Origin of the sequence: Streptomyces sp. NBC_00154, from assembly GCF_026342835.1 — a bacterium.
Classification (GTDB): Bacteria; Actinomycetota; Actinomycetes; order Streptomycetales; family Streptomycetaceae; genus Streptomyces.
Genome location: NZ_JAPEMI010000001.1, coordinates 7,159,085 through 7,181,413, shown reverse-complemented (window position 1 = coordinate 7,181,413; position 22,329 = coordinate 7,159,085). Strand labels below are relative to the sequence as shown.

Below are 22,329 nucleotides of genomic sequence, written 5' to 3'. Positions count from 1 at the left end.
TGGGCGCTCGCCGCGTAGGCCACCGAGTGAGCCGCTGAGGTGTCCGCACGGCAAGGAAGGCGGCCGGTGTCCGGTGCCGCCGGGGTCAGCCCGACTTCGGCGCCTTCTGCGTGTCGAAGGCGAAGAGAGTGTTCTTGGCCGCGGCCACGATCACCGCACGCCCCGCAACGGTCACCCGCGGGCTTGCGCCCTGCTCGCCCGTCAAACCATCGGCCTGCGGATCTGTTGTCCACAGGGGTTTGCCATCGTGCGGCGACAGCGCGACCACCCGGCCGGTGGCCGAGCTGAAATACAGCGCGTCGGCTCCCGCCACGGGACCCGACGCGCCCTCCACGCTCGTCTGCCGCGACCACTTCTTCCGGCCGGTCGCAGGGTCGAGGGCCGTGACGAGACCGGTCTGACCGCTCACGTAGACGGTGCCGTCCGCCATGCCGGGCGTCCCCGCGTATGTCTTGGCCAGTCGGGAGTACGTGACCTTCCGCGAGGCCGGGTCGACCCGCGCCACCCCGTCGTACCCGGCCAGCGCCGTTCCCTCCATGTGCTCCTGAAGGAGTACGAGCGTGCCGTCGGCGACGCCCATCGGCACGGCTGGGCCGTCAACCGCGATGGGCCTGCCCAGCGTCCCCGAGGCGCGGTCGACCGTGTACAGGGTGGGGTGGCGCACCTCTGAGGCATCCACCTCCGCATCCGTCGCGCACATCGCCAAGAGCCGTGGGCCCACCGGAACGGGAGCGCAATGCGTACTCGCGGGGAACGACGTCGTCCAGGTGACCTCACCGCTGTGCGCGTCCCGGGCCTCGAAGCGGGAGTTGGAAGCGTCGACCGTCACGACGGCGGAGCCGACCACAATGGCGTCCTGAGACCGACCCGTGACGGCCATCGACCGGGCGCCGGACGGCACGGACCACAGCTCCCGGCCGTTGTTCGCATCGATGGCCACCACCTCGGTGGGAGGGTCCTGCGGGGCGTCCTCGGCGGCGAAGCGGTAACCGAGCACCGTGTCGTCGGTGGCGCCCACCAGGTGCATGCCCTGCACGGGGACGCCCGGGCTCTTCGCCGTCCACACCCGCGAGCCGTCCAGGGCCCTGATACGGGTCGCGACAACACCGCCGCCCCCGCAGAACAGCGCATCGCCCCGCGCGACGCAACGCAGTTCATCGGGGATGTCCTCGCGACCGCCCTGCACGGTCTTGCGCCACGGCTCGAAGCCGTCCGGAAGTGCGGCACCCGGCACCGCAACGCTGTTGCCCTTGTCGCCGCCGCTGTTCTCCCCGAAGTCGCCCGCCTTCAGCGCGGCGACTCCCCCGCCGATCGCTGCCACCGCGACCGCGGCCGCGAGCACAGGCCGCCATCGGCTGCGCAGACGACGGCCGATAGGGGTGCCGGTGCTCCCTGTACCGGGACCGGTCGGGGCGGTGGTCGGGGCAGTCGGCGCCGGGGTGGCCTGCGTCGCGAAGTGATGCTGGGTGATCACGTCGCGGGTGCGGCCCGCGCCAACCCCGTTCGCGTCGGTCCCGCCGAGGTCGGCCGGCAGGTCCCGCAGCAGCACGAGGAGTTCGTCCGCCGAGGGGCGCCCCTTGGGCTCCTTGTCCAGGCACGACTCGACGACCGCGCGCAAGGCCACCGGCACGGCACCCAGCGATGGCTCCTCGTGCACCACCTGATATGCCGTCATGTATGGGCTGTCCGCGTCGAAGGGCCCGTGGCCCGTCGCTGCGTACACCAGCAGCGTCCCCAGCGAGAAGACATCGGAACGCGGCCCCACACCACGCGGCGCCTGCAACTGCTCCGGCGACATGAAGGGCGGTGTACCGATGACCCGTCCTGTCATCGTCAGCGTCTGCTGGTCCACGGCGCGCGAAATGCCGAAGTCGATGACGCGCGGGCCCTCGGGCGAGAGCACGACGTTCGAGGGCTTCAGGTCACGGTGGACGACCCCCACCCGGTGGATGTCGCGCAGCGCCTCCGCCAGCCCGATGGCAAGCCTTCTCAGCTCCGCTCCGTTCAGCGGGCCCTTGATGGCGATGCGCTGGGCGAGCGTGTGCCCCTCGATATAGGTCGTCGCCATCCACGGCTGCTCGGCCTCAGGGGCAGCGTCGACCACGGCGGCGGTGAACGCGCCGCTCACCCGCCTCGCCGCCGCCACCTCCTGCCGGAAACGGATGCGGAACTCGTCGTCCCCCGCGAACTGCTGGTGGATCAGTTTGATCGCGACAGGTCGCCCCGAACTCGTACGGGCCAGAAAGACCGTGCCCATGCCACCCGAGCCGAGCCGCGCCTCAAGTGGATAACCGCCGATCTCGGCTGGATCACCTCCGCGCAGCGACACTCTTCCCGACCTCCCGTCCCCCGTGCACCTCTGCCACCACGGGCCTGCGTACCTGTCCTGCACACAAACTAGCCGCAAGGCGGTACGGCAGAGCAAAGCGGGTGACGAACAGGGAGCCCAGGGCTGCTCCGTGCCGCACACGACGAAGCCCCGCCAAGAGGAACATGGCGGGGCGACCGGTGCCTCGTCCCCGGTGGGGGCGACCGGACGTCGACGTAGGGTGGGTGGCCATGGACTATCTGAAACTCGGCACGACCGGTCTCGACGTCTCCCGCATCTGCCTGGGTTGTATGAGCTACGGCGTCGCCGACCGCGGTAACCACAGCTGGACGCTGGACGAGGAGGCCAGCCGGCCCTTCGTACGGCAGGCCGTCGAGGCAGGGATCAACTTCTTCGACACCGCGAACGTCTACTCCGACGGCACCAGCGAGGAGATCGTCGGCCGGGCGCTTGCCGACTTCGCCCGCCGGGACGAAATCGTGCTGGCCACCAAGGTGCACGGCCTGATGCGGCCGGGGCCCAACGGTGGCGGGCTGTCCCGCAAGGCGATCATGACCGAGATCGACCACAGCCTGCGCCGGCTGGGCACCGATTACGTCGACCTTTACCAGATCCACCGCTGGGACCGGGCGACGCCGATCGAGGAGACCATGGAGGCTCTGCACGACGTGGTGAAGGCGGGCAAGGCCCGCTACATCGGGGCGAGTTCGATGTACGCATGGCAGTTCTCCAAGGCGCAGTACGTCGCCGAGCGGCACGGCTGGACCCGTTTCGTCAGCATGCAGAACCACTACAACCTGCTCTACCGCGAGGAGGAGCGGGAGATGCTGCCGCTGTGCGCCGACCAGGGTGTCGGGGTCATCCCGTGGAGCCCGCTGGCCCGCGGCCGGCTCACCAGGGCCTGGGACACCACCAGCGCGCGCAGCGAGACCGACGAGTTCGGCAAGACGCTCTACCAGGAGACCGACCGGCACATCGTGGACGCCGTCGCGGCGATCGCGGACGAGCGCGGTGTCACCCGCGCCCAGGTCGCGCTGGCCTGGCTGCTGGGGCAGCCGGGGGTGACCGCGCCGATCGTCGGTGCGACCAAGCCGCAGCACTTGGACGACGCCGTCGCGTCGGTCGACCTGCGGCTGAGCGACGACGAGTGCAAGCGCCTCGAGGAGCACTACAGCCCGCGCGGCATCGTCGGCTTCGCGTAAGCCCGCCCGGCCCGACGCACAGGAGCGGCCTGGCCGTTCGGCCGGACCGCTCCTACCCGCGCTGCTGGCTACGACACCGCAACCTGCACGGTGGCCGGTCCCGCCGGGGTGCCGGGCGGGCGGCGGTGGGTTTGAACGTGTGTGGCCCCGCAGCGAGTTCGCCGGACCCGGTGCAGGTCCAGCTGCCGCCCAGGTGCCGGGCCGCGGTCGGCGCGCTACCGGTGACCTGCGCGAACGGCAGGGCGGCCGTGGGCGCGGCGACCTCCTGCACCAGATCAGCACCCCGGGCTGCATGTCAAGACCGTGATCCCATGGGGCCATTGGACCGTACGAGGCTTATCAGCAGGCGCAGTTGGGGTTCCCGTGAGCCCGACTCAGGGACACGTAATGCCGCAGCAGACAACCTTTGCCCTGTTACCCAGATGTGACCCGCACGGTCCTCGGATCGGAAAAGCAGGTCCGACGTGTGCGGTCGAGTCCTACTTGCCGGTTCCGTAGGCGGCCATGAACATGTCCAGCAGTCCGTCGACCGCGTCCTCGTCGATGGGGCGGGTTGACAGCAGGCTGCGGTAGTACAGCGTGCCGCACAGCACCTCGGCGGCGAATTCCAGATTCACTTCCGCAGTCAGTTCACCGGTGCGCTGGGCGCGGGTGATCCGGTCGAGGGTGCTCTGCTCGACGGTCACCAGGAATCGTTCGTGCAGAGTCGCCCGCAGCATGACGTCGGCCTGCGCCTCGGCGATGACTGCACGGTAGACGGGACCGATCGGCGGGCTGGAGAGGGCGAGGCCTGAGCGTAGGAACTGTTCGCGCAGATCCGCGCGGACGTCCCCGGTGTCGCGGTAGTCCAGGTCACTGGTCCACACGCGGCTGAGCGCGTCGAGCAGCAGTGCCGACATGGACGGCCAGCGCCGGTAGATCGTGTGTTTTCCGACGCCGGCCCGTCTGGCGACCGCCTCGATGCTCAGGCCCGCGTAACCGACCTCCGCAGCCAGATCGAGGGTTACCTGCAGCAGCTCTTCGGTGCGCGCGGCACCTCGGCGCCGCGGCGTGTCGGGCTTGTCGGGCGTGTCGGTCATGCCGCTACCCTATCGGCACGTTACGTGCCGTTGACAATCCCGAGGCCTGCGCGCAGTATTCAATCTCGATCGGCACGGCACGTGCCGATGTTGGGTCTGATGACACAGCGCCACCCACGCGCCCGAGATCCGACACATCAGATCCTCAAGGGGAGGTCTGCCATGAACAGCACCGAAAGCAGCAGCACGCACGAGGGATTCACGGCCGAGGAGCGGGCCGCGATGAAGGACCACGCCCAGGAGCTGAAGAGGGCGGCCCGCCGCAGCTCGCGCGCGGACAAGGCGGCGGAGGCGGAGCGGGACGTGCTCGCGAAGATCACCGAGATGCAGGACTCGGACCGGATCATGGCCGAACGTGTCCATGCCGTCATCACAGCCGGCGCCCCGGTCCTCGCGCCCAAGCTCTGGTACGGGATGCCCGCCTACGCGCTGGACGGCAAGGTCGTGTGCTTCTTTCAGAGCGCGGAGAAGTTCAAGGCGCGCTACGCGACGCTCGGGTTCAGCGACCAGGCGAAGCTGGACGAGGGCACGATGTGGGCGGCCGGTTTCGCCCTGACCGAGGTAACGGCCGAGGTGGAGGCGCGGATCGGTGCGCTCGTGAAGCAGGCGGTGAGCTGATGCATGCCCGGTAAACGGGCTGGGCCCGTGGCACCTCAGCGTGCTCGGCGGTCCGGCACTGCTGGTACAACATCTGCCCGGGAGACCGGTGGTCGTGGAGTCGGACATGCGCAGTGGGGCTCCGGTCGAGGCCCGTGCCGGCGGGAACACCTGCACCGGGCATTCGCCGCCCGGGCCGTTGGAGGAGCAGGCCGCCGTCGGGAGCGCCCGGTCCCGTCCGCACACCCGCACCTGACGCGCCGTGACCGTGCGCCCCGCATGCTCGTCGGCATGGTGGCGCAAGTGGTCAAGGTGCCGCCCGGTTGTCCCATTCAGGTGTGTGTTGTCCCTCCGCTCCGCCCCTCCGTCCCTTCCCCCGCACAGCGCCCGACCATAGGCTGAACGCGCTTTCGGGCAGGTCATACGGCTTGCCGGATGCGCAGAGCCAGGGATACAGGAGAGGCAAGGCAGCACCATGAGTACTCCGACGGTGTACGACGTCGCCGAGCAGTCCGGCGTCTCCATCGCGACGGTGTCGCGCGTGTACCGCAATCCCGACTCCGTACGCGCCTCCACCCGGGAACGGGTGCTGGCCGCCGGTCGCGAGCTGGGATACGTGCCCAGTGGGAGCGCTCGGGGGCTGGCCAGCCGCACGACGGGAGTCCTCGGCCTCTACTTCCCCGACATCCACGACGCCGTCGCCGAGAGCGTACCGACGGCGGACGACACCGAGCTGATGCTCTATTCCGACCAGGTGATCCGTGGCATGGAACGCGCCGCCCGGCAGCACGGCTACGCGCTCCTGATCGCCGCGGCGCACGCGGAACGCACAAGTGAGCAACTCGCCGAGGTCGCCGGACGGGTGGACGGGCTCGCCCTGCTGGCCCAGACCGGAATAGCGAGCGAGGACCTGGAGGTCATTTCGAGACGGCTGCCCGTCGTCATGCTCGCGGCAGACCGGGATGCTGACCACGACCACATCGAAGTAGCCAACTTCGACGGCCAGTTGGAGCTCACCCGGCATCTGATCGCCGACCACCGCCTGCGCAGGCTGGCTTTCGTCGGCGGGCCGTCCGACTCCCCCGACGGCGAGGCGCGCTTCCGCGGATTCCAGGCGGCCCACCTCGAGGCGGGGCTGCCGATTCCGCAGCAGCCCGATGTGCGGGCCGATTTGACCCAGGATGCCGGCCGCCGGGCTGTCGAGACGCTCCTCGACCTGCCGGGGCAGCGCCCGCAGGGACTGGTCCTCGCCAACGACCAGATGGCCGTGGGCGCGCTGCATGCACTGGCGTCGCACGGCATCAGCGTGCCGGGCGACATGGCCGTGACCGGCTTCGACGGAATCCCGCTGAGCCGCGTGGTGCGGCCCGCCCTGACGACCGTACGGCAGCCGATGGGCCGGCTCGGCCAGGAAGCGGTCGAACTGCTCGTCGCCCGGATCGCGGACCGCCAACGGGCCACTGTGGCACGGGTGTTGCCGGTGACGCTGATGCGGCGGGCCAGTTGCGGCTGCGCGACTCCGTGAGCACCGTAGCCGGCCGCACAGCGAGCGACGCGAAGCACCCCTGGATCACCCGAAATTCCGCAGGTTTACGAAAGTGTTACCGGCACGCCCCTTGAGGCCACCCCAGGCATGCTGCAGGGTCATCCGTGCGCCAATGTGTAAGCGCATACATGAAGCGCATACATGAACCGCACACATGCACTCGAGGAGGAGTCACATGTCACGCATCGCCAAGTCTGTAGGCCTGGCCATGACAGTGGTCTCGGCCATCGGACTGACCGCCTGCGGCAGCAGCGGCGGCAACGGGGTCGCGGCCGATGCCAAACAGACCATCACCGTTTGGGCCATGGGTGAGGAAGGTGCGCGACTCCAGTCGGTCACCAAGGAGTTCACCAAGGAGCATCCCAACATCACCGTCAAGGTGACCCCCGTCGGCTGGGATGTCGTCCACCAGAAGCTGGTGGCGGCCGCGGCTGCCGGCAAACTTCCCGACATGGCGCAGATGGGCTCCACGATGATGGGCGAGTTCATCTCCCTCGACGCTCTCGAGCCGGTGGACACCGCCACCTTCAACAAGGACGACTTCTTCCCTGCCGCCTGGAACGGGAACGTCCAGGACGGCAAGGTCTACGGGGTGCCGTGGTACGCCGACACCCGGGCGCTCTACTACCGCAGCGATCTCGCCGACAAGGCCGGCGTCACCAAGGCCCCCACCACCTGGAAGGAACAGAGCGACCTCGCCTCCGCGTACCAGCGCAAGGCCGGGGCCGACTGGGGCACGGCCCTCCAGCCCGGCAGTACCGGTGCCTGGCAGGGCTGGCTGCAGTACCTCTACTCGGCGGGCGGCGAGCTGCTCGGCAAGGACGGCAAGCCCGCCCTCGACTCCCCCGAGGCCATCAAGGCATTCACGGAGTTCGGCCACTACTTCGACGCCGGACTCGCCAAGAAGAACTTCGTGCCGGGCGAGGACGTCCTCAAGGGCTTCGCCTCGGGCAAGACGCCGATGTTCCAGTCCGGCCCCTGGATGGTGCAGAACATCACGGACCAGGCGCCTCAGCTGAAGGGGAAGTGGAAGGTGGTGCCGGTGCCGGCCGACAAGGCCTCCACGTCCTGGGTCGGCGGTGCCTCCCTGGTCACCTTCAAGGACAGCGAGCACAAGGCGGCCGCGGAGGAGTTCACCAAGTTCCTCAGCACGCCGAAGATGCAGGCGCACTGGTACGAGATAGCCAAGTCGCTCCCCGCCAACAAGGCCGCATGGAACGAGCCCGCCCTCAAGAGCGGCGGAGAGTCCCTCAGCACCTTCAAGCAGTCCCTCGACACGGCAGAAGCGATCCCGCCGATGGCCAAGTGGAACGAATTCGCCGCCCAGATCGAGAGCGCCCTCGAGAAGATCGCGCGGGGTGCCGACCCGGCCGCCACGGCCAAGCAGCTCCAGAAGTCCACCGAGGGCCTGGTGGCCTGACCTCATGAACAGCACCGCCGCCGAGGCCGGCGCGCCGGAACGGGCACCGGGCACCGCACAGCACCCGGCCGTCAAGGGCGCGCGGACCGAGGAGCCAGGGGCGACCCGGCGCCGCCGGGACCGGCTGTCCCGGCAGAATCTGGCCGGCTGGCTCTTCTCCACGCCGTTCCTGTCGCTCTTCCTCACCTTCATGGCGTTTCCCATCGCCGCCACGCTGGTGATGAGCTTCACGGACTTCGGCCTCCGCAATGTCACGGACCCGCTCTCGGTGAATTTCGTCGGCTTCGACAACTACACGAAGCTCTTCGAGGACGAGAAGTTCGAACAGGCACTGTTCAACACCGGCTACTTCGTGGTGCTCGGCGTGCCGCTGACCATCGGCAGCGGACTGCTGGCGGCGGTGCTGCTCAACTCCGGCATCGACCGGATGCGCACCTTCTTCCGAGTCGGCTTCTATGCGCCGGTCGTCACCGCCATCGTCGCGGTCGCCGTCATCTGGCGCTTCGTCCTGGACCCCGGCGAAGGGCTGATCGCGGGGCTCGGACACCAGATCGGCCTGGACACACCGGACTTCCTCGGCTCGGAGGCGCTCGCGATGCCCTCCCTGATCGTGATGGCGGTCTGGCGCAACATGGGCACCGCAATGGTCCTCTTCCTCGCCGGACTGCAGGCCATCCCGACCGACGTCCGGGAGGCAGCGAGGATCGACGGTGCGGGGGTCTTCCAGGAGTTCCGCAGGATCACGGTCCCTCTTCTGCGGCCGACCATGCTCTACGTCGCGGTGATGACCTCCATCGGCTTCCTCAACGTCTTCGAGGAGCCGTTCGTGATGACCGACGGCGGCCCGTCGGACAGCACGCTGACGATCTCCCTGCACATGTACCGGGAGGGCTTCAACTTCTTCCACATGGGTTACGCCAGTGCCATGGCGTACGTCCTGTTCGTGATCGTCCTGGCGGTCACGCTGCTCCAGCTCCGTCTGCTGAAGGACAAGACCGCATGAGCGCCACCAAGACCCGAGCCCAGCCCGCGGGCACGGTCCGCGCCGTGCCGCAGTCCCCCGGCGCCCGCAGCCGCAAGGCACTCGTCTACGTCCTGCTGAGTGCCGGTCTGCTGGCCATGTCCGCGCCGTTCCTGTGGATGGCACTGTCGGCCTTCAAGACTCCCCAGCAGGTGGGGGCCAGCCCGCCGGTGTGGATTCCGACCGAGTGGACTCTGCAGAACTTCAGGGATCTGCTGGCGAAGATGGATGTCGGCCAGGCCTTCTTCAGTTCGGTGCTGGTGGCGGTACTCGTCACGGTCTGTAATCTGCTGTTCTGCTCGATGCTGGGATATGCCCTGGCCAAGCTGAACTTCGTTGGAAAGAAGCTGGTGTTCGGCGTCGTCCTCGGCGCGCTGATGGTGCCGGGCAACCTCATGCTGCTCCCCAAGTTCGTGATGATGAGCCAGATGGGGCTGATCGACACCTACACGGCGCTGATCCTGCCGTTCGCGGCAGGTGCCTTCGGGGTCTTCCTGATGCGGCAGTTCATGATGGCCATTCCGGACGAGCTTCTCGAGGCCGCCCGCATCGACGGAGCCCGCGAGTGGTTCATCTTCTGGCGGATCGTGCTGCCCCTGGTCAAGCCCGCCCTGGCGACGTTGACGATCTTCGTCTTCCTCGGTTCCTGGAACAACTTCCTGTGGCCGCTGATCGCCACCAACGACCCGGACAAGTACACGCTGCCGGTGGCCCTGGCCACCTTCGCCACCGATCCGACCAAGGCGGACGGCTCCAACGGCGTCCTGATGGCAGGGGCCTTCCTGGTGGTCCTGCCGGTCCTGCTCGTCTTCGTCCTCCTGCAACGTTTCTTCACGCAGGGCATCGCCACGGCGGGTCTCAAGTAGACCCCGGGGCCACGATGCTCTGCCTCCCCTGAGCCCGTGCGGGCCCGGCCGTCCCTGACGACGGCCGGGCCCGCACGGCACCACAGCCGTATCCACGCCTTACGCCGCAGGAGTTGGACCTCCATGGACAGCCGCGCATGCCCCGCACTCGCGCCTGGCGCAGGACCCGCGTTCGCCCCCGCAGGCCGCTGAACCGGCGTCGGAAACGATGGCCGGGTCACCTTCCGGACGCTCGGCGACGAGACGGGTGGTGGCCGTCGAGGGACGGGCACACAGCGAGGGCGCCGCGTCCTCGTACGAGGGCGGGCGCACGGTGCTGCGCGTGCGGCGCGCGGAGTTCACCATCCGGAAGGGCTGCGGCCTGCCCCACGACGACGGGCCTCTCTGCCGGGTGCGGAGGGGCCCGTCGTCGTGCGAGAGCCCCGGGCAGGGGCTCGAGAATGCCCTGTGCGAGGCGCCGCCTTCATAGCTCGAATATGCCGTATCCGAAGCCCTCGGCCCGGATCCGGTCGCCGGTCACAGTGACGCCGTTGGCCACCAGAGGGACGGCCCTGCCCGCGGGGGCAGCAGTCTCGGCGGCGTCGCGGCGCGGGTTGACCACCACGAGGTAGCGGCCGCCGCGGATGTACACCAGCGGATAGTCGGCGTGCAGGATCTCCGTGCTGCCCGCGGCGCCCAGCTCACGGATGTCCTTGCGCAGTGCGATGAGGCGGCGCACCAGGTGCAGGAGGGAGCCGCCGTCGGCGCGCTGGGTCGCGACCGTCGGACGGCCCGGGTCCGGGTCGACGGGGAGGTAGAGGCGGTCAGCGGGGGCGGTGGAGAAGCCCGCGTTCGGCGAGTCGTCCCACTGCATGGGGGTGCGGGAGCCGGCGCGGTTGTAACGGGGGCCGAGCCGGCTGCCCTCGTGCTCGGGCAGGCCGGGCACGTAGCGCATGCCGATCTCGTCGCCGTAGTAGATCGCGGGCAGCGTGGGCCAGGTGAGCTGGAAGACGAAGGCAGCGGGCAGCTGCTCGGCGGTACGCGGGCCGCAGGCCAGCCGGGAGAAGTCATGGTTGGCCGTGGGCAGGGAGATGAAGCCGGCGTCACCGACGGCGTCTGTCGCGTCGCGCCAGTCGGCGAGGAAGGTGCGCGGGGAGCCCTTGCCCTCGGCGTCGAAGTAGGGCGCCTGCGGCTCCCATTGCTCGCTGACTGTGCCCTCGAAGTTGTTCCACAGGGAGCGCAGTGCAAGCCCGTCGTCCTTGGGGCCGAACTGCAGGAAGAAGTCGGCGTGGAAGCCGGCCGGGACGGACGTTGCGGGGTCCCCCCATTCGGAGAGCAGCGCCGCCTGCGGATGCTTGGCATCCAGCCAGCTGCGAAGTTCCCGCCAGACCGCGGCGGACTGCGCCTGGCCGGGGTCGTCCTTGACGAGGGAGGCCGCCATGTCGACGCGGAATCCGGACAGGCCGAGGGTCAGCCAGTGGTCCATGATCTCGCGCAGGGCCTGGCGGTTGGCGCGCGGTCCCTCGGCGTCGACGGGCAGACGCCAGGGTTCCGCCTCGTTCATGCGGGCGTAGCCGAAGTTGAGGGCGGGCTGGGAATCGAAGAAGTTCGGCAGGTAGAAGCCGGGCCGGGTGCCCGGCGAGGCCACGAATCCTTCCGGCAGTGCGGCCGGGTCCGCCGGGTCGGCCCAGATGTAGCGGTCGTCGGACAGGTCGTCGGCCGAAGCTGTGAACCAGGGGTGCTGGTCCGAAGTGTGGCCTGCGACCAGGTCGAGCAGTACGCGGATACCGCGGCGCGCCGCGGCATCGGTGAGGCGGGCGAGGTCGTCGTTGGTGCCGTAGCGCGGCGCGACGGTGAGGTAGTCGCTGACGTCGTAGCCCGCGTCGAGGAATGGCGAGACGAAGCACGGGTTGAACCAGACGGTGTTCACGCCCAGCCAGGCGAGATGGTCCAGCCTGGCCTCGATTCCGGCGAAGTCTCCGATGCCGTCGCCGTTGGAGTCGGCAAAGCTCTGCGGATAGATCTGGTACAGGACGGCGTCGGCGAGCCATTCGGTGGCGGGGCGGGGGGACATCATGGCGGTGGGCTCCTTCGCGGGTCGGGGTGACGGGCGGGGGATCAGCATGCGGTGCGCAGGAGTGCCTGCACGGGCAGATGGTCGCTGGGGTAACGGCCGTTCGGTGCGAAGTCGTTGAGCGTGGCCCGGCGCACTCGGGTGCCGCGGGACGCGAGGATCCAGTCGATGCGATCGCCGCCCGGGACCGGCGGCCGGTAGTCGTGGAAGGTGCCGTGGGCCGGGCCGCGTTCCTCGGCGGCTTCCCAGGTGTCCACGAGATCCGCCCGGGTCAGGAGCGCTGCGTGTACGGTGCTGTCGCCCGCGGGTGTGTTGAAGTCACCGGTGACGATGCGCGGAACGTCGGGCGCGAGCGTGTTGAGCCGTTCGGCGAGGAGCTCGGCGGAGCACTCCCGCGCGTATGCGCTCGCGTCGTCGAAGTGGGTGTTCGCGGCGAACAGCTCGCCGCCGCCCGACAGGTCATGGAAGCGCACCCATGTGACCATCCGGGTCCAGCTCCCTCCCCAGGTGTTGGAGCCGGGCTCCTGCGGGGTGCCGGAGAGCCAGAAGTGGTCGTACTCCAGAGGTCGGAGCCTTGTGCGGTCGTAGCCGATGGCCATGAACTCTCCGCGGCTGCCGCCCTCTCTGCCCTGGCCGATCCACCCGTAGTGCTCCGGCCCGAGGTCGGCCTCGAGATCCCGCAGTGGTCCGTGGAGCCCCTCTTGAGTGCCGATCAGATGGGGCCGCTCCATGCGCAGCAGGTGAGCCACCACGTCCCGCCGCTCGCGCCAGGGGTGGGGCGATGCGGGCCAGTCGACATGCAGATTGAAACTCATGACCCGCAGCCAGGGCGGAACGTTGTCCGTCATGCGTTCGCCTCCGGGAGCGGCTTAGGGGTGGAGTCCGGCAATTCCCTCGCATCCGTGGAGCGGCTCTGCCCGGGGACTTGTCCGCAGTTGATGAATGCGCTTTCATTCATGCCGCGCAAAACGTTAACTTCACAGGTAGCGATACGGCAACAGGTAGAGAGGTCACGACGTGCTTCGAGCGTACGAGGACAAGGTGAAGGACCTGCTCGGTCGGATGACGGTCCAGGAGAAGCTGGGTCAGATCCAGCAGTTGACCTGGACCGGTGACACCGGCCCGGGCGGTGGTCAGACCGAGCAGACGGAGGCCGCGGCCCGTGCGGGACTGCTCGGCTCGGTGCTCAACATCCACGGCGCCCGGCACAGCAACTCACTCCAGCGCATCGCTGTCGAGGAGTCGCGGCTCGGCATCCCGCTGCTCTTCGGCCTGGACGTCATCCACGGCTTCTGGACCGCCTTCCCGATCCCGCTGGCCCAGGCGTCCAGCTTCGACCCGGAGGTCGCACGGCGGGACGCCGAGGTGTCGGCGAAGGAGGCCCGGTCCGAGGGTGTGCGCTGGACCTTCTCCCCCATGATGGACGTCAGCCACGAGCCGCGCTGGGGCCGGATCGCGGAGAGCTGCGGCGAAGACCCCTATCTGAACGCCGCCTTCGCGGTGGCCAAGGTGCAGGGTTACCAGGGCCCGGCCGACGGCAGCGAGCTGTCGCGCATGGACCGGATCGCCGCCTGTGCCAAGCACTTCGTCGCCTACGGCGGAGCCGAGGGCGGTCGCGACTACAACACGGTCGACGTCTCCGAGCAGCGGCTGCGCAACCTCTACCTGCCGCCCTTCAAGGCGGCGGTCGACGCCGGAGTGGCCACCGTCATGGCCGCGTTCAACACGATCGGCGGAGTACCCGCGCACGGCAACGCGCACACGATGAACTCCGTCCTCAAGGAGGAGTGGGGCTTCAAGGGCTTCGTGGTCAGTGACTACACGGGCGTCGAGGAGCTGATGGCGCACGGCTTCGCCGAGGACGGCGCCGACGCGGGCAGGCTCGCGCTGACTGCCGGCCTCGACATGGAGATGGTCTCCACGAACGTGGCCGACCACGGCGAGGCACTGCTGTCCGACGGCCTGATCACGATGGAGCGGCTCGACGATGCGGTGACGCGCATCCTGCAGCTGAAATTCGATCTGGGACTGTTCGACAACCCGTACACCGACGAGTCGGCGGCTGTCGCCGAACCCACCGCCGCCGCGCGGGCCGCGTCCCGTGAGAGCGCCGCCCGGTCGATGGTCCTGCTCAGGAACGAGGGTTCCGTCCTCCCGCTGAGCCCTGCCGCCGGCTCGATCGCGGTCGTCGGCCCCTTCGCCGACTCCACCGGTCTGCACGGCACTTGGGCAGGACCCGGTGCGTCCAGGTTCCCCTCCGTCAGCATCCTGGACGCCGTTCGCGAGGCGGCGCCTGGCACGAACGTCACGCACGCCGGTCAGGACCCGACCCAGGCGGCCGCCGCCGCCGCGGCCGCCGAGGTCACCGTCGTAGTGGTGGGCGAAGACCCCGAGCTCAGCGGTGAGGCGGCCGTGCGCAGCGACATCGGTCTGCCCGCGGGTCAGGAGGAGCTCATCGCGGCCGTCGCTGCGACCGGCAAGCCCTTCGTGGTCGTGCTGGTGAACGGCAGGCCGCTGGTGCTGGGCGACTGGCTGGACTCCGCGCCCGCGGTACTGGAGGCCTGGCACCCCGGCATCGAGGCCGGTCACGCGGTCGCGGATGTGCTCTTCGGCTCGGTCAACCCGGGGGGCAAGCTGCCCATCACCTTCCCGCGGGCCGTGGGTCAGATCCCCCTCTATTACAACCACGAGAGCACGGGCCGCCCGTACAACCCGGCACGGCCGGAGGAGAAGTTCGTCTCGAAGTATCTGGACCTGGCCGACGGACCGCGCTTCCCCTTCGGATACGGCCTCAGCTACACGACCTTCGCCGTCTCACGGCCGCAGTTGAGCCAGGGGAGCATCGCGAGGGACGCCCTGGAGCGAGGCGAGACGGTCGAGGTGTCGCTGACCGTCACCAACACCGGCGAGCGGGCGGGCGACGAGGTCGTCCAGCTCTACGTCCACGACGTGGCGGCCGGCATCGCCCAGCCGGTGCGCCGACTGCGTGGTTTCGAGCGGGTCGGCCTCGAACCGGGCCGGAGCACCACTGTGTCCTTCCGTCTCGGTGCGCAGGACCTCGGCTTCTGGACCAACGACCCTGCGGGGACGTTCACCATCGAACGCGGCCGCATCGACGTCTACACGGGCACAAGCTCGACGACGCGGGACTGCTGCCCGCTGACCGTGGTCTGACCTGTACCCGTGCACCGCCGCCGCATGGTTTACACCGGCTGGTCCCGCGCCCACTGGGAGGTCACGGCGGACGGACTGCTCGCCGCGGTCGACCGCCACGCGTCGCCGGGCCGCGGACTCATCCTGCTGCCCGGCAGGCACAGTTGGTCGGGGCGCGCTCCGACGGCCTCGAAGGCTGTGCCCGCACCTTTCTGCTCGCCGCCTTCCGCGTCGCCGGAGCAGCGGGCGACGACCCGCACGGCATCCTGGAGCAGTGCGCGGACGGCCTCGCCGCGGGCACGCGTACGCCCGGCCGCGACGACGCGGAGTCCTGGCCCCTGCCTGCCGAGTGCGGCCAGGCCTGGGTGGAGACGGTATCCATCGCGCTCGGACTGCGGCTGACGAAGCCGTGGCTGTGGAACCGGCTGGACGACGAGGTACGACAGCGCGTCGCCGCATGGCTGTCCGGCGTGCTGGGTGAGCCCCCGGTCAACAACAACTGGTGGCTCTTCCCTCTCACCGTCGGCGGTTTTCTCGCCGACGCGGGCGTACAGGAGGAGGCCTCGCGCGCCGCGATCCAACGCGGCCTGGAGCGGATCGAGGGGTGGTACGTAGGAGGGGGCTGGTACACCGACGGCCCCGAGCGCTCCTTCGACCACTACAACGGCTGGGCCCTGCATCTCTACCCGGTCCTGTACGCCCACCTCAGCGGCACGTCCGTTGCCGGGGCAGCACCGCGTACACCGAGCGGTGCCGGATGCCCGTCGTCACGGGCACGGTCGATGCCGGGGAAACGGAAGGGCTCTTCGTCTGCCTCGCCCGCCTGGCGGGCGAGGCGACGGCGGAACACCTCGACACCGATGTGCGGATGGTGGGCGGGGCGGGGATCCGCATCGCATGGCCCGAGGGCGATGTGCAGCACGTCGTCCTCGACCGGGACGGCGTCACCGTCACCGTCCCGGCAGAGGAGGGCAGCGCCGGCCACTGACCGGCAGACCGACCGGCCGGCACCTGCAGGAGCGGATCAACGCGGCCACCGACCGCCAGGAGCAGCCGGCTCTGTCAGGCGACCGAGGATCTGAGCCGTGCGCCGAGGGAGCGGGAGATGCCGCGCGCCGCGACCTGCACCAGAGGGGCGAGGGCGTGCGGGTTCACGGCGTCCGCGTGGGCGACCACCGATACCGCGGCGACTACGGCGTTCTCCGGCCCGTACACCGGGGCGGCGACCGAGACGGCGTCCATGGTCACCTGCCGGTCGCTGACGGCGACTCCGGTACGGCGCACCTCGGCGAGAGCGCGACGGACCTCGGCCGGGGAGCAGAGGGTCTTCTCCGTGTGCCGGACGAGCGGTCGGGAGAGCACCTGTTCCTGGACATCCTGGCCGGCGTGAGCGAGCAGGACGAGGCCGACGCCGGTGGACGCGAGGTCGAATCGCCCGCCGACGCGGGTGAGGACCCGGACTGCGTCGCGGCCCGCGAGGCGCTCCACGTACACGACGGACAGCTCCTCGCGGACGGCCAGCTGCACGTTCTCGCGGGTGATATGGCCGAGGTCGGAGAGGTGCGGCAGGGCCGCCTCGCGCAGGCCGAGGCCGCGCGGGGCGAGGGAGGCAATCTCCCACAGCCTCAACCCGATGCGATATCCGCCGCTCGGCTCGCGTTCGAGCGCGCCCCAGTCGGCCAGTTCCTTCACCAGCCGGTGGGCGGTGCTGAGGGGCAGGCCGGTGTGTCGGGAGATCTCGGCAAGCCGCAGCACGGACCGATCCGGAGCGAATGCTTCCAGCACCTGCAGAGCCCTGGCTGTCACCGAACAGCTGCCGGCCGAGGCTTTGCGCTGCATGCCGGCCTCCTCGCCGTACGCCCCCCGCTCCACCGTGGATCCGGGCACTTCACCGAGAAGCTAGGCAGACATCTCCCGGCCGTCAACACTCTGTCGACGATTCGCCGTGGCGTGTCCTGCGGGAACCGCAGGCGTCGGGCGACTCCGGACTGTCACCGTGCGTCCGGACGCCGGCATGCACTGCGGTCGGCGAACCCTGGAGCCGTCACAGATCCAGGACGAGCCTCGGGCACAACGCCCGGGAGATGCAGATCATCATCGTGTCGTGACTGCTCTGCTCGGCGGGGGTGAGGAGCGAGTCGCGGTGGTCGACCGTGCCGGCCAACACGCCGGTTTCGCAGGTGCCGCAGGTGCCCTCCTGACAGGAGGAGAGGACCTGCACACCGGCCTCCTCGACCGCCTGGAGCACGGACTTGTCCTGCGGGACGGTCACCGTGATGCCGGACTGCGCCAGTTCGACATCGAACGCCCCGTCCCGCAGGGGCGCCTGCAGCTCCTTCGGTGTGAACCGTTCGAGGTGCAGGGCGCCGTCGGGCCAGTCGGCGCACCGCTCCTCGACGGCCTTGAGCAGCGGCTCCGGGCCGCAGCAGTAGATGAGTGTGCCCGGCTGCGGGGTCCCCAGGAGCGTCCCGAGGTCGAGTAGGCCGTACTCGTCCTCGGGACGGACCCGCACCCGCTCCTCGTACCGCTTGACAAGTTCGTCACGGAAGGCCATCGACGCAAGGGTCCGCCCTCCGTACGCCATCTCCCATGTGGATCCGAGCCGTTCGGCCTCAGCCAGCATGGGAATGATCGGTGTGACGCCGATGCCGCCCGCGATGAAGAGGTACCGTTCGGCGCGCTCCAGGGGGAAGTGGTTGCGCGGACCGCGCACCCGGACCGCGTCGCCTTCGGCCAGCGTGTCGTGCACGTGGAGGGAGCCGCCGCGGCCGTCCTTCTCCCGGAGGACGGCGACGCGCCACACCTCCGCTTCTTCCGGCGAGGAACACAGCGAGTACTGCCGTACAAGGTCCGGTGCAAGCAGGAGGTCGATGTGCGCGCCGGGCGTCCAGGCGGGCAGGGAGGCGCCGTCGGCCCGCCGCAGGTCGAGTGAGACGACGCCGTCTGCCTCGTCGGTACGGCGGGCCACGACGAGTTCGAGTTCGGTCTCGGGTGCGGTGGTGCTTCTGGTCATCAGTGGATCCTTGAGTACGTGGGGTCAGGCGCCGACAAGCCGGCGGGGGTGAGGGGTGGCACCGGGGACGGGGGCGGCCCGCCGGCCCGGGTGCCCGTCGGGGTGGGCGAGCAGCCACTCCCACAACTCCACCGGGTCCTCGGACTCCCGGTCCTCACCGCACCAGCACCAGCCGCGCAGCCGGTCCGTGCCGGGGATCCACACGATCCGGTAGACCGTCTCCCCGTCGAGCATCGTCGTGGGCGGCGTGCTCATCGGTCGCCCACCGCGGATCCGGCGGTGCCGGCCTCGACCATTCGCTTGATGATGCGCCGGGCGGCCAGGCCACCGGTGTCGATGTTGATGCTGAGCTCCTGCGTCCCGGCCGGCTCGGAGGCGATGACCCGCTCCAGCTTGTCGAGTGCGACGACGTCCTGGAGAACGACGGTGCGGTTGTTCTCCCGCAGGAAGGCGGAGACCTTCTCGTCCTCCAGGGCGAAGTCGCGTGCCACGGCCCAGAAGTCGTGGGTGCTGTGCTCGGTCTCGGGGGTGATGGCGTAGACGACCTCTACGTGGAAGGCGTCCGGATCGCTGCCGTCGGCGTGCGGGCTCGGCGTACCGACGGGGGCGATGCGGGAGTGCAGAAGGTAGAGACAGGGAGCGTGGTACTCGATGTCCTGCCATCGCGTGATGCGGCCGGTGATGCCGGTGGACTCGGAGTAGAACGGCGGGCAGGCCGCGTCGTCCATGTGCCGACTGACGTGGACGATGCCCGCCTTGTCGTCGACCTCGGTGGTGATCGGGGTCTCGGCGACCTCGGGCGTGCCGATGTAGCCGCCGTGCAGGTACGTCTCGTGGGACAGGTCGAGCAGGTTGTCGACGAGAAGACCGTAGCGAGCCGCCAACGGCTCCATGCCGCAGACGGTGGTGTAGTCGGGCGAGTCCAGCCAGGGGGCGCGGGGGATCAATGTCTTGTCGGCCTGGTCGTGGTCCCCGATCCACACCCACACGAAGGAGTCCTGCTCCGTGACGGGGTAGGAAGTGAGCCGGGCGGTGCGCGGCACGCGCTTTTGTCCGGGCACGCTCACGCACACGCCGTCCGCACCGTAGGTGAAGCCGTGGTAGCCGCAGACGACCGTGTCGCCGTCCAGCCGGCTCGGCTTCTCCGAGAGCGGGAAACGGCGGTGCACGCAGCGGTCCGCCATGGCGGTGACCTCGCCCGCCTCGGTGCGCCAGAAGAGGATCGACTCGCCGCAGATGGTGCGGGTGAACAGCTCCCGCCCGATCTCGCTGCCGTAGGCGGCCACGTACCACTGGTTGCGCGCGAATGACGTCGTCGTCATCGTCATCTCCCTTGCGTTCAGGTGGGCCCGAACGCGTAGACAAATTGCGGGTTTCGGATGCCGTTGCCCTGCTGTCTGCGGGCCAGGGCGGAACGGTTCCCAGAGTGCTGCAGGCGCGGGCCTGCGGACAGGGCGCCTTCCGTTGAACGGAAGTCCGGCGCCGGGTGGTTCGGGGTCCTCCACGACCGCGGTGACGTCCGCGTGCCCCCGCGAACGGCAGGCCGCTGTCAGCGGACCGGACCCACCCGGGCCGGCCGGGAGCGCAGCCCGTGGCGCTGCCGCCGCCCGGCCTCGGGCAGGGTGAACGGACTCGCTGTCAGATCTGGACCGCCGGCCTCGCGGCCGCCACGCCGGTCGCGGGCAGCTCCGCGGACAGCGCACCCTCGGCCTCGGCCGGCAGTCTGCGCTGGACCCGGCCGAGCGCGAACAGCACGAGCACCATCACCGCCGGACAGACCGAGAACACGATGAACGCTCCGCGTGCCCCGAGGCCGGCATCGAGAATGACACCGCCGAGCCACGGTCCGGCCATGGCACCGACCTTGGCGTGCAGCTCGATGGGCCAGGCTGTGCGGGCGACGGCGTCCTCGAAGCGGGTTCCGGCCCTCACCTCGTCGAGTGACAGCTGGTGGCTGCCCTTGATCCAGCGGGTCTGCCGCCTTCCCGGGAGACCGTACGAGCGCACTTTCGCCTCGCCGAAGGCCTTCGGGTACTCCGCGCGCAGGAACTCGACCACCCGGTCGGCCTGTTCCCGGCCGTCGAGCTGGGCGGCCGACGCCTCGACCGGGTCGAGCGGGGCCGGTATGTGAGTCATGTTGAGGACGGCGGTGTTCCGCCCGGGGAAGAAGAAGGCGAGCCCGTCGCGGCGGACGAGTCCCCATTCGGCCGCCTTGGCGTGGACGTGCTCGGCCAGCTCCTCGCGGTCCGGCTGGTGCTCCTCGTGCAGGTGCTCCAGGACGATCTGCTGCGATCCGTAGATGGTGCGTTCCGGTACGCGGCAGGGCAGCCCCGCCTCCCAGGCGAGCGCCGCGTCCCCGGTGGCGTCGACGAAGCCGGGCGCGGTGACCCGCACGGCTCCGTGCCGGGTGGCGAAGGACACCGCCGCGATGCGCCGGCCGTCCCGCTCCACACCCGTGATCGAGGCCCCGAGGACGACACGGATGCCCAGCTCCCGGATCCGCCGCTCCACCCACCGGCCCAGCGCCACCTCGTCATAGGTGACGGTGATGGTGTGGCCGCGGTTGACGTGCAGATCGCCCGAAGCCTCCAGGTCGGCGAAGATGCCGTGGGTGAGCTGCCGGTAGCCGGGCCCGTTGCCGTACACCCCGCAGAACAGCCCGATCAGCGAGTTCACCATCTGCCCTCCGAGCACGGGCAGACTGTCGACGAGGACGACGTCCCGCCCGAGCTGCGCACTCTCGATCGCGGCTGAGATTCCGGAGACGCCCGCCCCCACCACGCAGACGTCGGCTTCGAGTTGATGGCTCGCTGTGCCGGCCGGTTTGGTGACGGTATGGACCTTCAGCTCGGTCAGGGCATGGGGCATGGAGATCTCCTGTGCGAGGGGGCTGTGCCGCAGTCGGCTCACTGCTTGCCCGGCACACTAGGAAGCCCTGTTCCGCGGAGGGAATGCCCAGGTCAATAGAGCGTTCGGCTGGGTGGCATCAATGGCGTTTATGGCCCGAGGCTGTCCGCTGCCCGGGCCACCAGTTCACGCAGCCAACTGTGCGCCGGGTCCTCGTCGTGGCTCGCGTCCCACCACAGGTGCTCCTCGAGCGAGTCGAGCGGTACCGGGCAGTCGAGCGTGCGCAGCCCGTGAGCCGACGGCAGCCGTGCGGTGAGCCGCTCCGGGATGAGCGCCACCCTCCGCGTGCCGGCGATGAAGTCGGGTACGGCCCGGTAGCTCTCCACGCGCACAGCGATCCGCGGCCGGATGCCCAGTGCGGTCAGCTGCCGGGTCGCCGGAGCGGCGGAGGGGTAGCCGTCGTCCCGGTGGTAGGGCACCACCCACGGCAACCGTGCCAGGTCCTCGATGCCGAATGGTCCGGCCCCGCACAGCGGATGACCGGCGGACAGCAGGCAGACCCACCGGTCGCGGAAGAGCGGAACCGACCCGACCCCCGGGGTGCGAAAGTGGCCCAGAGACGGGGACACCAGACCGTCGACGAGGCGAATCGTGTCGCCCGCACCGCTGCCCAGAGTCTCCCGGACGAGCTGGAGATGAAGCGCCGCGTGCGGTGCATCACCGTCGAACAGCCGCGAGAGCGCGGGGCCGAGAACGGTCGCCGGATAGTCGGCCATCAGCAGCGTGAACTCCCGCTGTGTGGTGGCCGGGTCGAACGCCGTGCCCGTCGCGAAGAGCCGCTCCGCGGCAGCGCACACCGTCTCGACCTGTCCGGCAAGCTGCGCGGCGAGCGGCGTCAGCACGTAGGCGCCCTGGACCCTGACGAGCAGCTCGTCCGCGAAGTGCCGGCGCAGCCGGGACAGCGAAGCGCTGACGGCCGGCTGGGTGACGCCGAGGTTCCGGGCGGCGCGGGTGACGTTCCGCTCACGCAGCAGTGCGCGGAGCGTGACCAGGAGGTTGAGGTCGAGGTTGGCGAGGTGTGTGGGACGGGACTGCCGTGGGGTCATGAGTTCGGGATCCTGCCGCATACCCATCGCCAGGGCCAGCCATGATTCCGTTGGGCGGAAGCCCGCTTCGACCGGCCGGCACGGTCCGGGTTGCCCC

The 22,329-nt window shown here is 69.8% G+C and carries 18 protein-coding genes and 1 pseudogene; 9 read left to right on the top strand and 10 right to left on the bottom strand.

Features of this window, described 5'->3' with window-relative positions; translation table 11 throughout:
- Window positions 1-85 precede the first annotated feature (85 nt).
- Window positions 86-2,329 (bottom strand): serine/threonine-protein kinase, encoded by a 2,244-nt coding sequence (locus OHA03_RS32130; protein ID WP_267007211.1) that lies wholly within the window; start codon window positions 2,327-2,329, stop codon window positions 86-88.
- Between the two features lie 230 nt (window positions 2,330-2,559).
- Here OHA03_RS32130 and OHA03_RS32125 point away from each other — a divergent pair, with 230 nt between their 5' ends.
- Window positions 2,560-3,531 (top strand): aldo/keto reductase, encoded by a 972-nt coding sequence (locus OHA03_RS32125; RefSeq protein WP_267007210.1) that lies wholly within the window; start codon window positions 2,560-2,562, stop codon window positions 3,529-3,531.
- Window positions 3,532-4,010: 479 nt separating this feature from the next.
- On the opposite strand, the gene OHA03_RS32120 is transcribed toward OHA03_RS32125, so the two are convergent.
- Window positions 4,011-4,610, bottom strand: a complete 600-nt coding sequence (locus tag OHA03_RS32120; RefSeq protein WP_267007209.1) for a TetR/AcrR family transcriptional regulator — start codon at window positions 4,608-4,610, stop codon at window positions 4,011-4,013.
- Between the two features lie 162 nt (window positions 4,611-4,772).
- Between OHA03_RS32120 and OHA03_RS32115 the strand changes: the two genes are divergently transcribed.
- From OHA03_RS32115 to OHA03_RS32095, 5 genes are all read left to right on the top strand, one after another.
- A complete protein-coding gene (locus OHA03_RS32115; RefSeq protein ID WP_267007208.1) occupies window positions 4,773-5,228 on the top strand; it encodes an iron chaperone in 456 nt (151 codons plus the stop codon).
- A 454-nt stretch (window positions 5,229-5,682) separates the two neighbouring features.
- The gene (locus OHA03_RS32110) at window positions 5,683-6,732 is read left to right on the top strand and encodes a LacI family DNA-binding transcriptional regulator (protein WP_267007207.1); all 1,050 of its coding nucleotides are present in this window, start codon (window positions 5,683-5,685) and stop codon (window positions 6,730-6,732) included.
- 196 nt (window positions 6,733-6,928) lie between these two features.
- Window positions 6,929-8,173 (top strand): extracellular solute-binding protein, encoded by a 1,245-nt coding sequence (locus OHA03_RS32105; protein WP_267007206.1) that lies wholly within the window; start codon window positions 6,929-6,931, stop codon window positions 8,171-8,173.
- Between the two features lie 4 nt (window positions 8,174-8,177).
- Complete coding sequence (locus OHA03_RS32100) at window positions 8,178-9,176, top strand: carbohydrate ABC transporter permease (RefSeq protein WP_267007205.1); 999 nt, start codon at window positions 8,178-8,180, stop codon at window positions 9,174-9,176.
- On the top strand, window positions 9,173-10,060 hold the full coding sequence (locus OHA03_RS32095; protein WP_267007204.1) for a carbohydrate ABC transporter permease: 888 nt from the start codon (window positions 9,173-9,175) through the stop codon (window positions 10,058-10,060). The genes OHA03_RS32100 and OHA03_RS32095 overlap by 4 nt, the downstream gene beginning before the upstream one ends.
- Window positions 10,061-10,523: 463 nt before the next feature.
- On the opposite strand, the gene OHA03_RS32090 is transcribed toward OHA03_RS32095, so the two are convergent.
- Entirely contained in the window at window positions 10,524-12,116 is a 1,593-nt protein-coding gene (locus OHA03_RS32090; protein ID WP_267007203.1) for an alpha-amylase family glycosyl hydrolase, read from the bottom strand.
- Window positions 12,117-12,157: 41 nt separating this feature from the next.
- Complete coding sequence (locus tag OHA03_RS32085) at window positions 12,158-12,961, bottom strand: endonuclease/exonuclease/phosphatase family protein (RefSeq protein WP_267007202.1); 804 nt, start codon at window positions 12,959-12,961, stop codon at window positions 12,158-12,160.
- 214 nt (window positions 12,962-13,175) lie between these two features.
- Between OHA03_RS32085 and OHA03_RS32080 the strand changes: the two genes are divergently transcribed.
- The 3 genes and pseudogenes from OHA03_RS32080 to OHA03_RS32070 all read left to right on the top strand — a co-directional run bounded on the left by OHA03_RS32080 (window position 13,176) and on the right by OHA03_RS32070 (window position 16,254).
- Window positions 13,176-15,287, top strand: coding sequence for a glycoside hydrolase family 3 N-terminal domain-containing protein (locus OHA03_RS32080; protein WP_267008239.1), 2,112 nt, complete (start codon window positions 13,176-13,178; stop codon window positions 15,285-15,287).
- A gap of 24 nt (window positions 15,288-15,311) precedes the next feature.
- Window positions 15,312-15,979: pseudogene (locus OHA03_RS32075) on the top strand (DUF2264 domain-containing protein); the annotation flags it as partial.
- Window positions 15,980-16,023: 44 nt separating this feature from the next.
- Window positions 16,024-16,254 carry a hypothetical protein gene (locus tag OHA03_RS32070; RefSeq protein WP_267008287.1) on the top strand — a complete coding sequence of 77 codons (231 nt, stop codon included), beginning with the start codon at window positions 16,024-16,026 and terminating at the stop codon, window positions 16,252-16,254.
- Between the two features lie 74 nt (window positions 16,255-16,328).
- Here OHA03_RS32070 and OHA03_RS32065 read toward each other — a convergent pair whose 3' ends face one another.
- The 6 genes from OHA03_RS32065 to OHA03_RS32040 all read right to left on the bottom strand — a co-directional run bounded on the left by OHA03_RS32065 (window position 16,329) and on the right by OHA03_RS32040 (window position 22,232).
- Complete coding sequence (locus OHA03_RS32065; protein ID WP_267007201.1) at window positions 16,329-17,105, bottom strand: IclR family transcriptional regulator; 777 nt, start codon at window positions 17,103-17,105, stop codon at window positions 16,329-16,331.
- 205 nt (window positions 17,106-17,310) lie between these two features.
- Window positions 17,311-18,279, bottom strand: coding sequence for a PDR/VanB family oxidoreductase (locus OHA03_RS32060; RefSeq protein WP_267007200.1), 969 nt, complete (start codon window positions 18,277-18,279; stop codon window positions 17,311-17,313).
- 24 nt (window positions 18,280-18,303) lie between these two features.
- Window positions 18,304-18,534 (bottom strand): hypothetical protein, encoded by a 231-nt coding sequence (locus tag OHA03_RS32055; protein ID WP_267007199.1) that lies wholly within the window; start codon window positions 18,532-18,534, stop codon window positions 18,304-18,306.
- Window positions 18,531-19,601 (bottom strand): aromatic ring-hydroxylating dioxygenase subunit alpha, encoded by a 1,071-nt coding sequence (locus OHA03_RS32050; RefSeq protein ID WP_267007198.1) that lies wholly within the window; start codon window positions 19,599-19,601, stop codon window positions 18,531-18,533. Before OHA03_RS32050 ends, OHA03_RS32055 begins: the two co-directional genes overlap by 4 nt.
- 316 nt (window positions 19,602-19,917) lie before the next feature.
- Window positions 19,918-21,147, bottom strand: a complete 1,230-nt coding sequence (locus OHA03_RS32045) for an FAD-dependent oxidoreductase (protein ID WP_267007197.1) — start codon at window positions 21,145-21,147, stop codon at window positions 19,918-19,920.
- Window positions 21,148-21,275: 128 nt separating this feature from the next.
- Complete coding sequence (locus OHA03_RS32040; protein WP_267007196.1) at window positions 21,276-22,232, bottom strand: LysR family transcriptional regulator; 957 nt, start codon at window positions 22,230-22,232, stop codon at window positions 21,276-21,278.
- Between the last annotated feature and the right edge of the window lie 97 nt (window positions 22,233-22,329).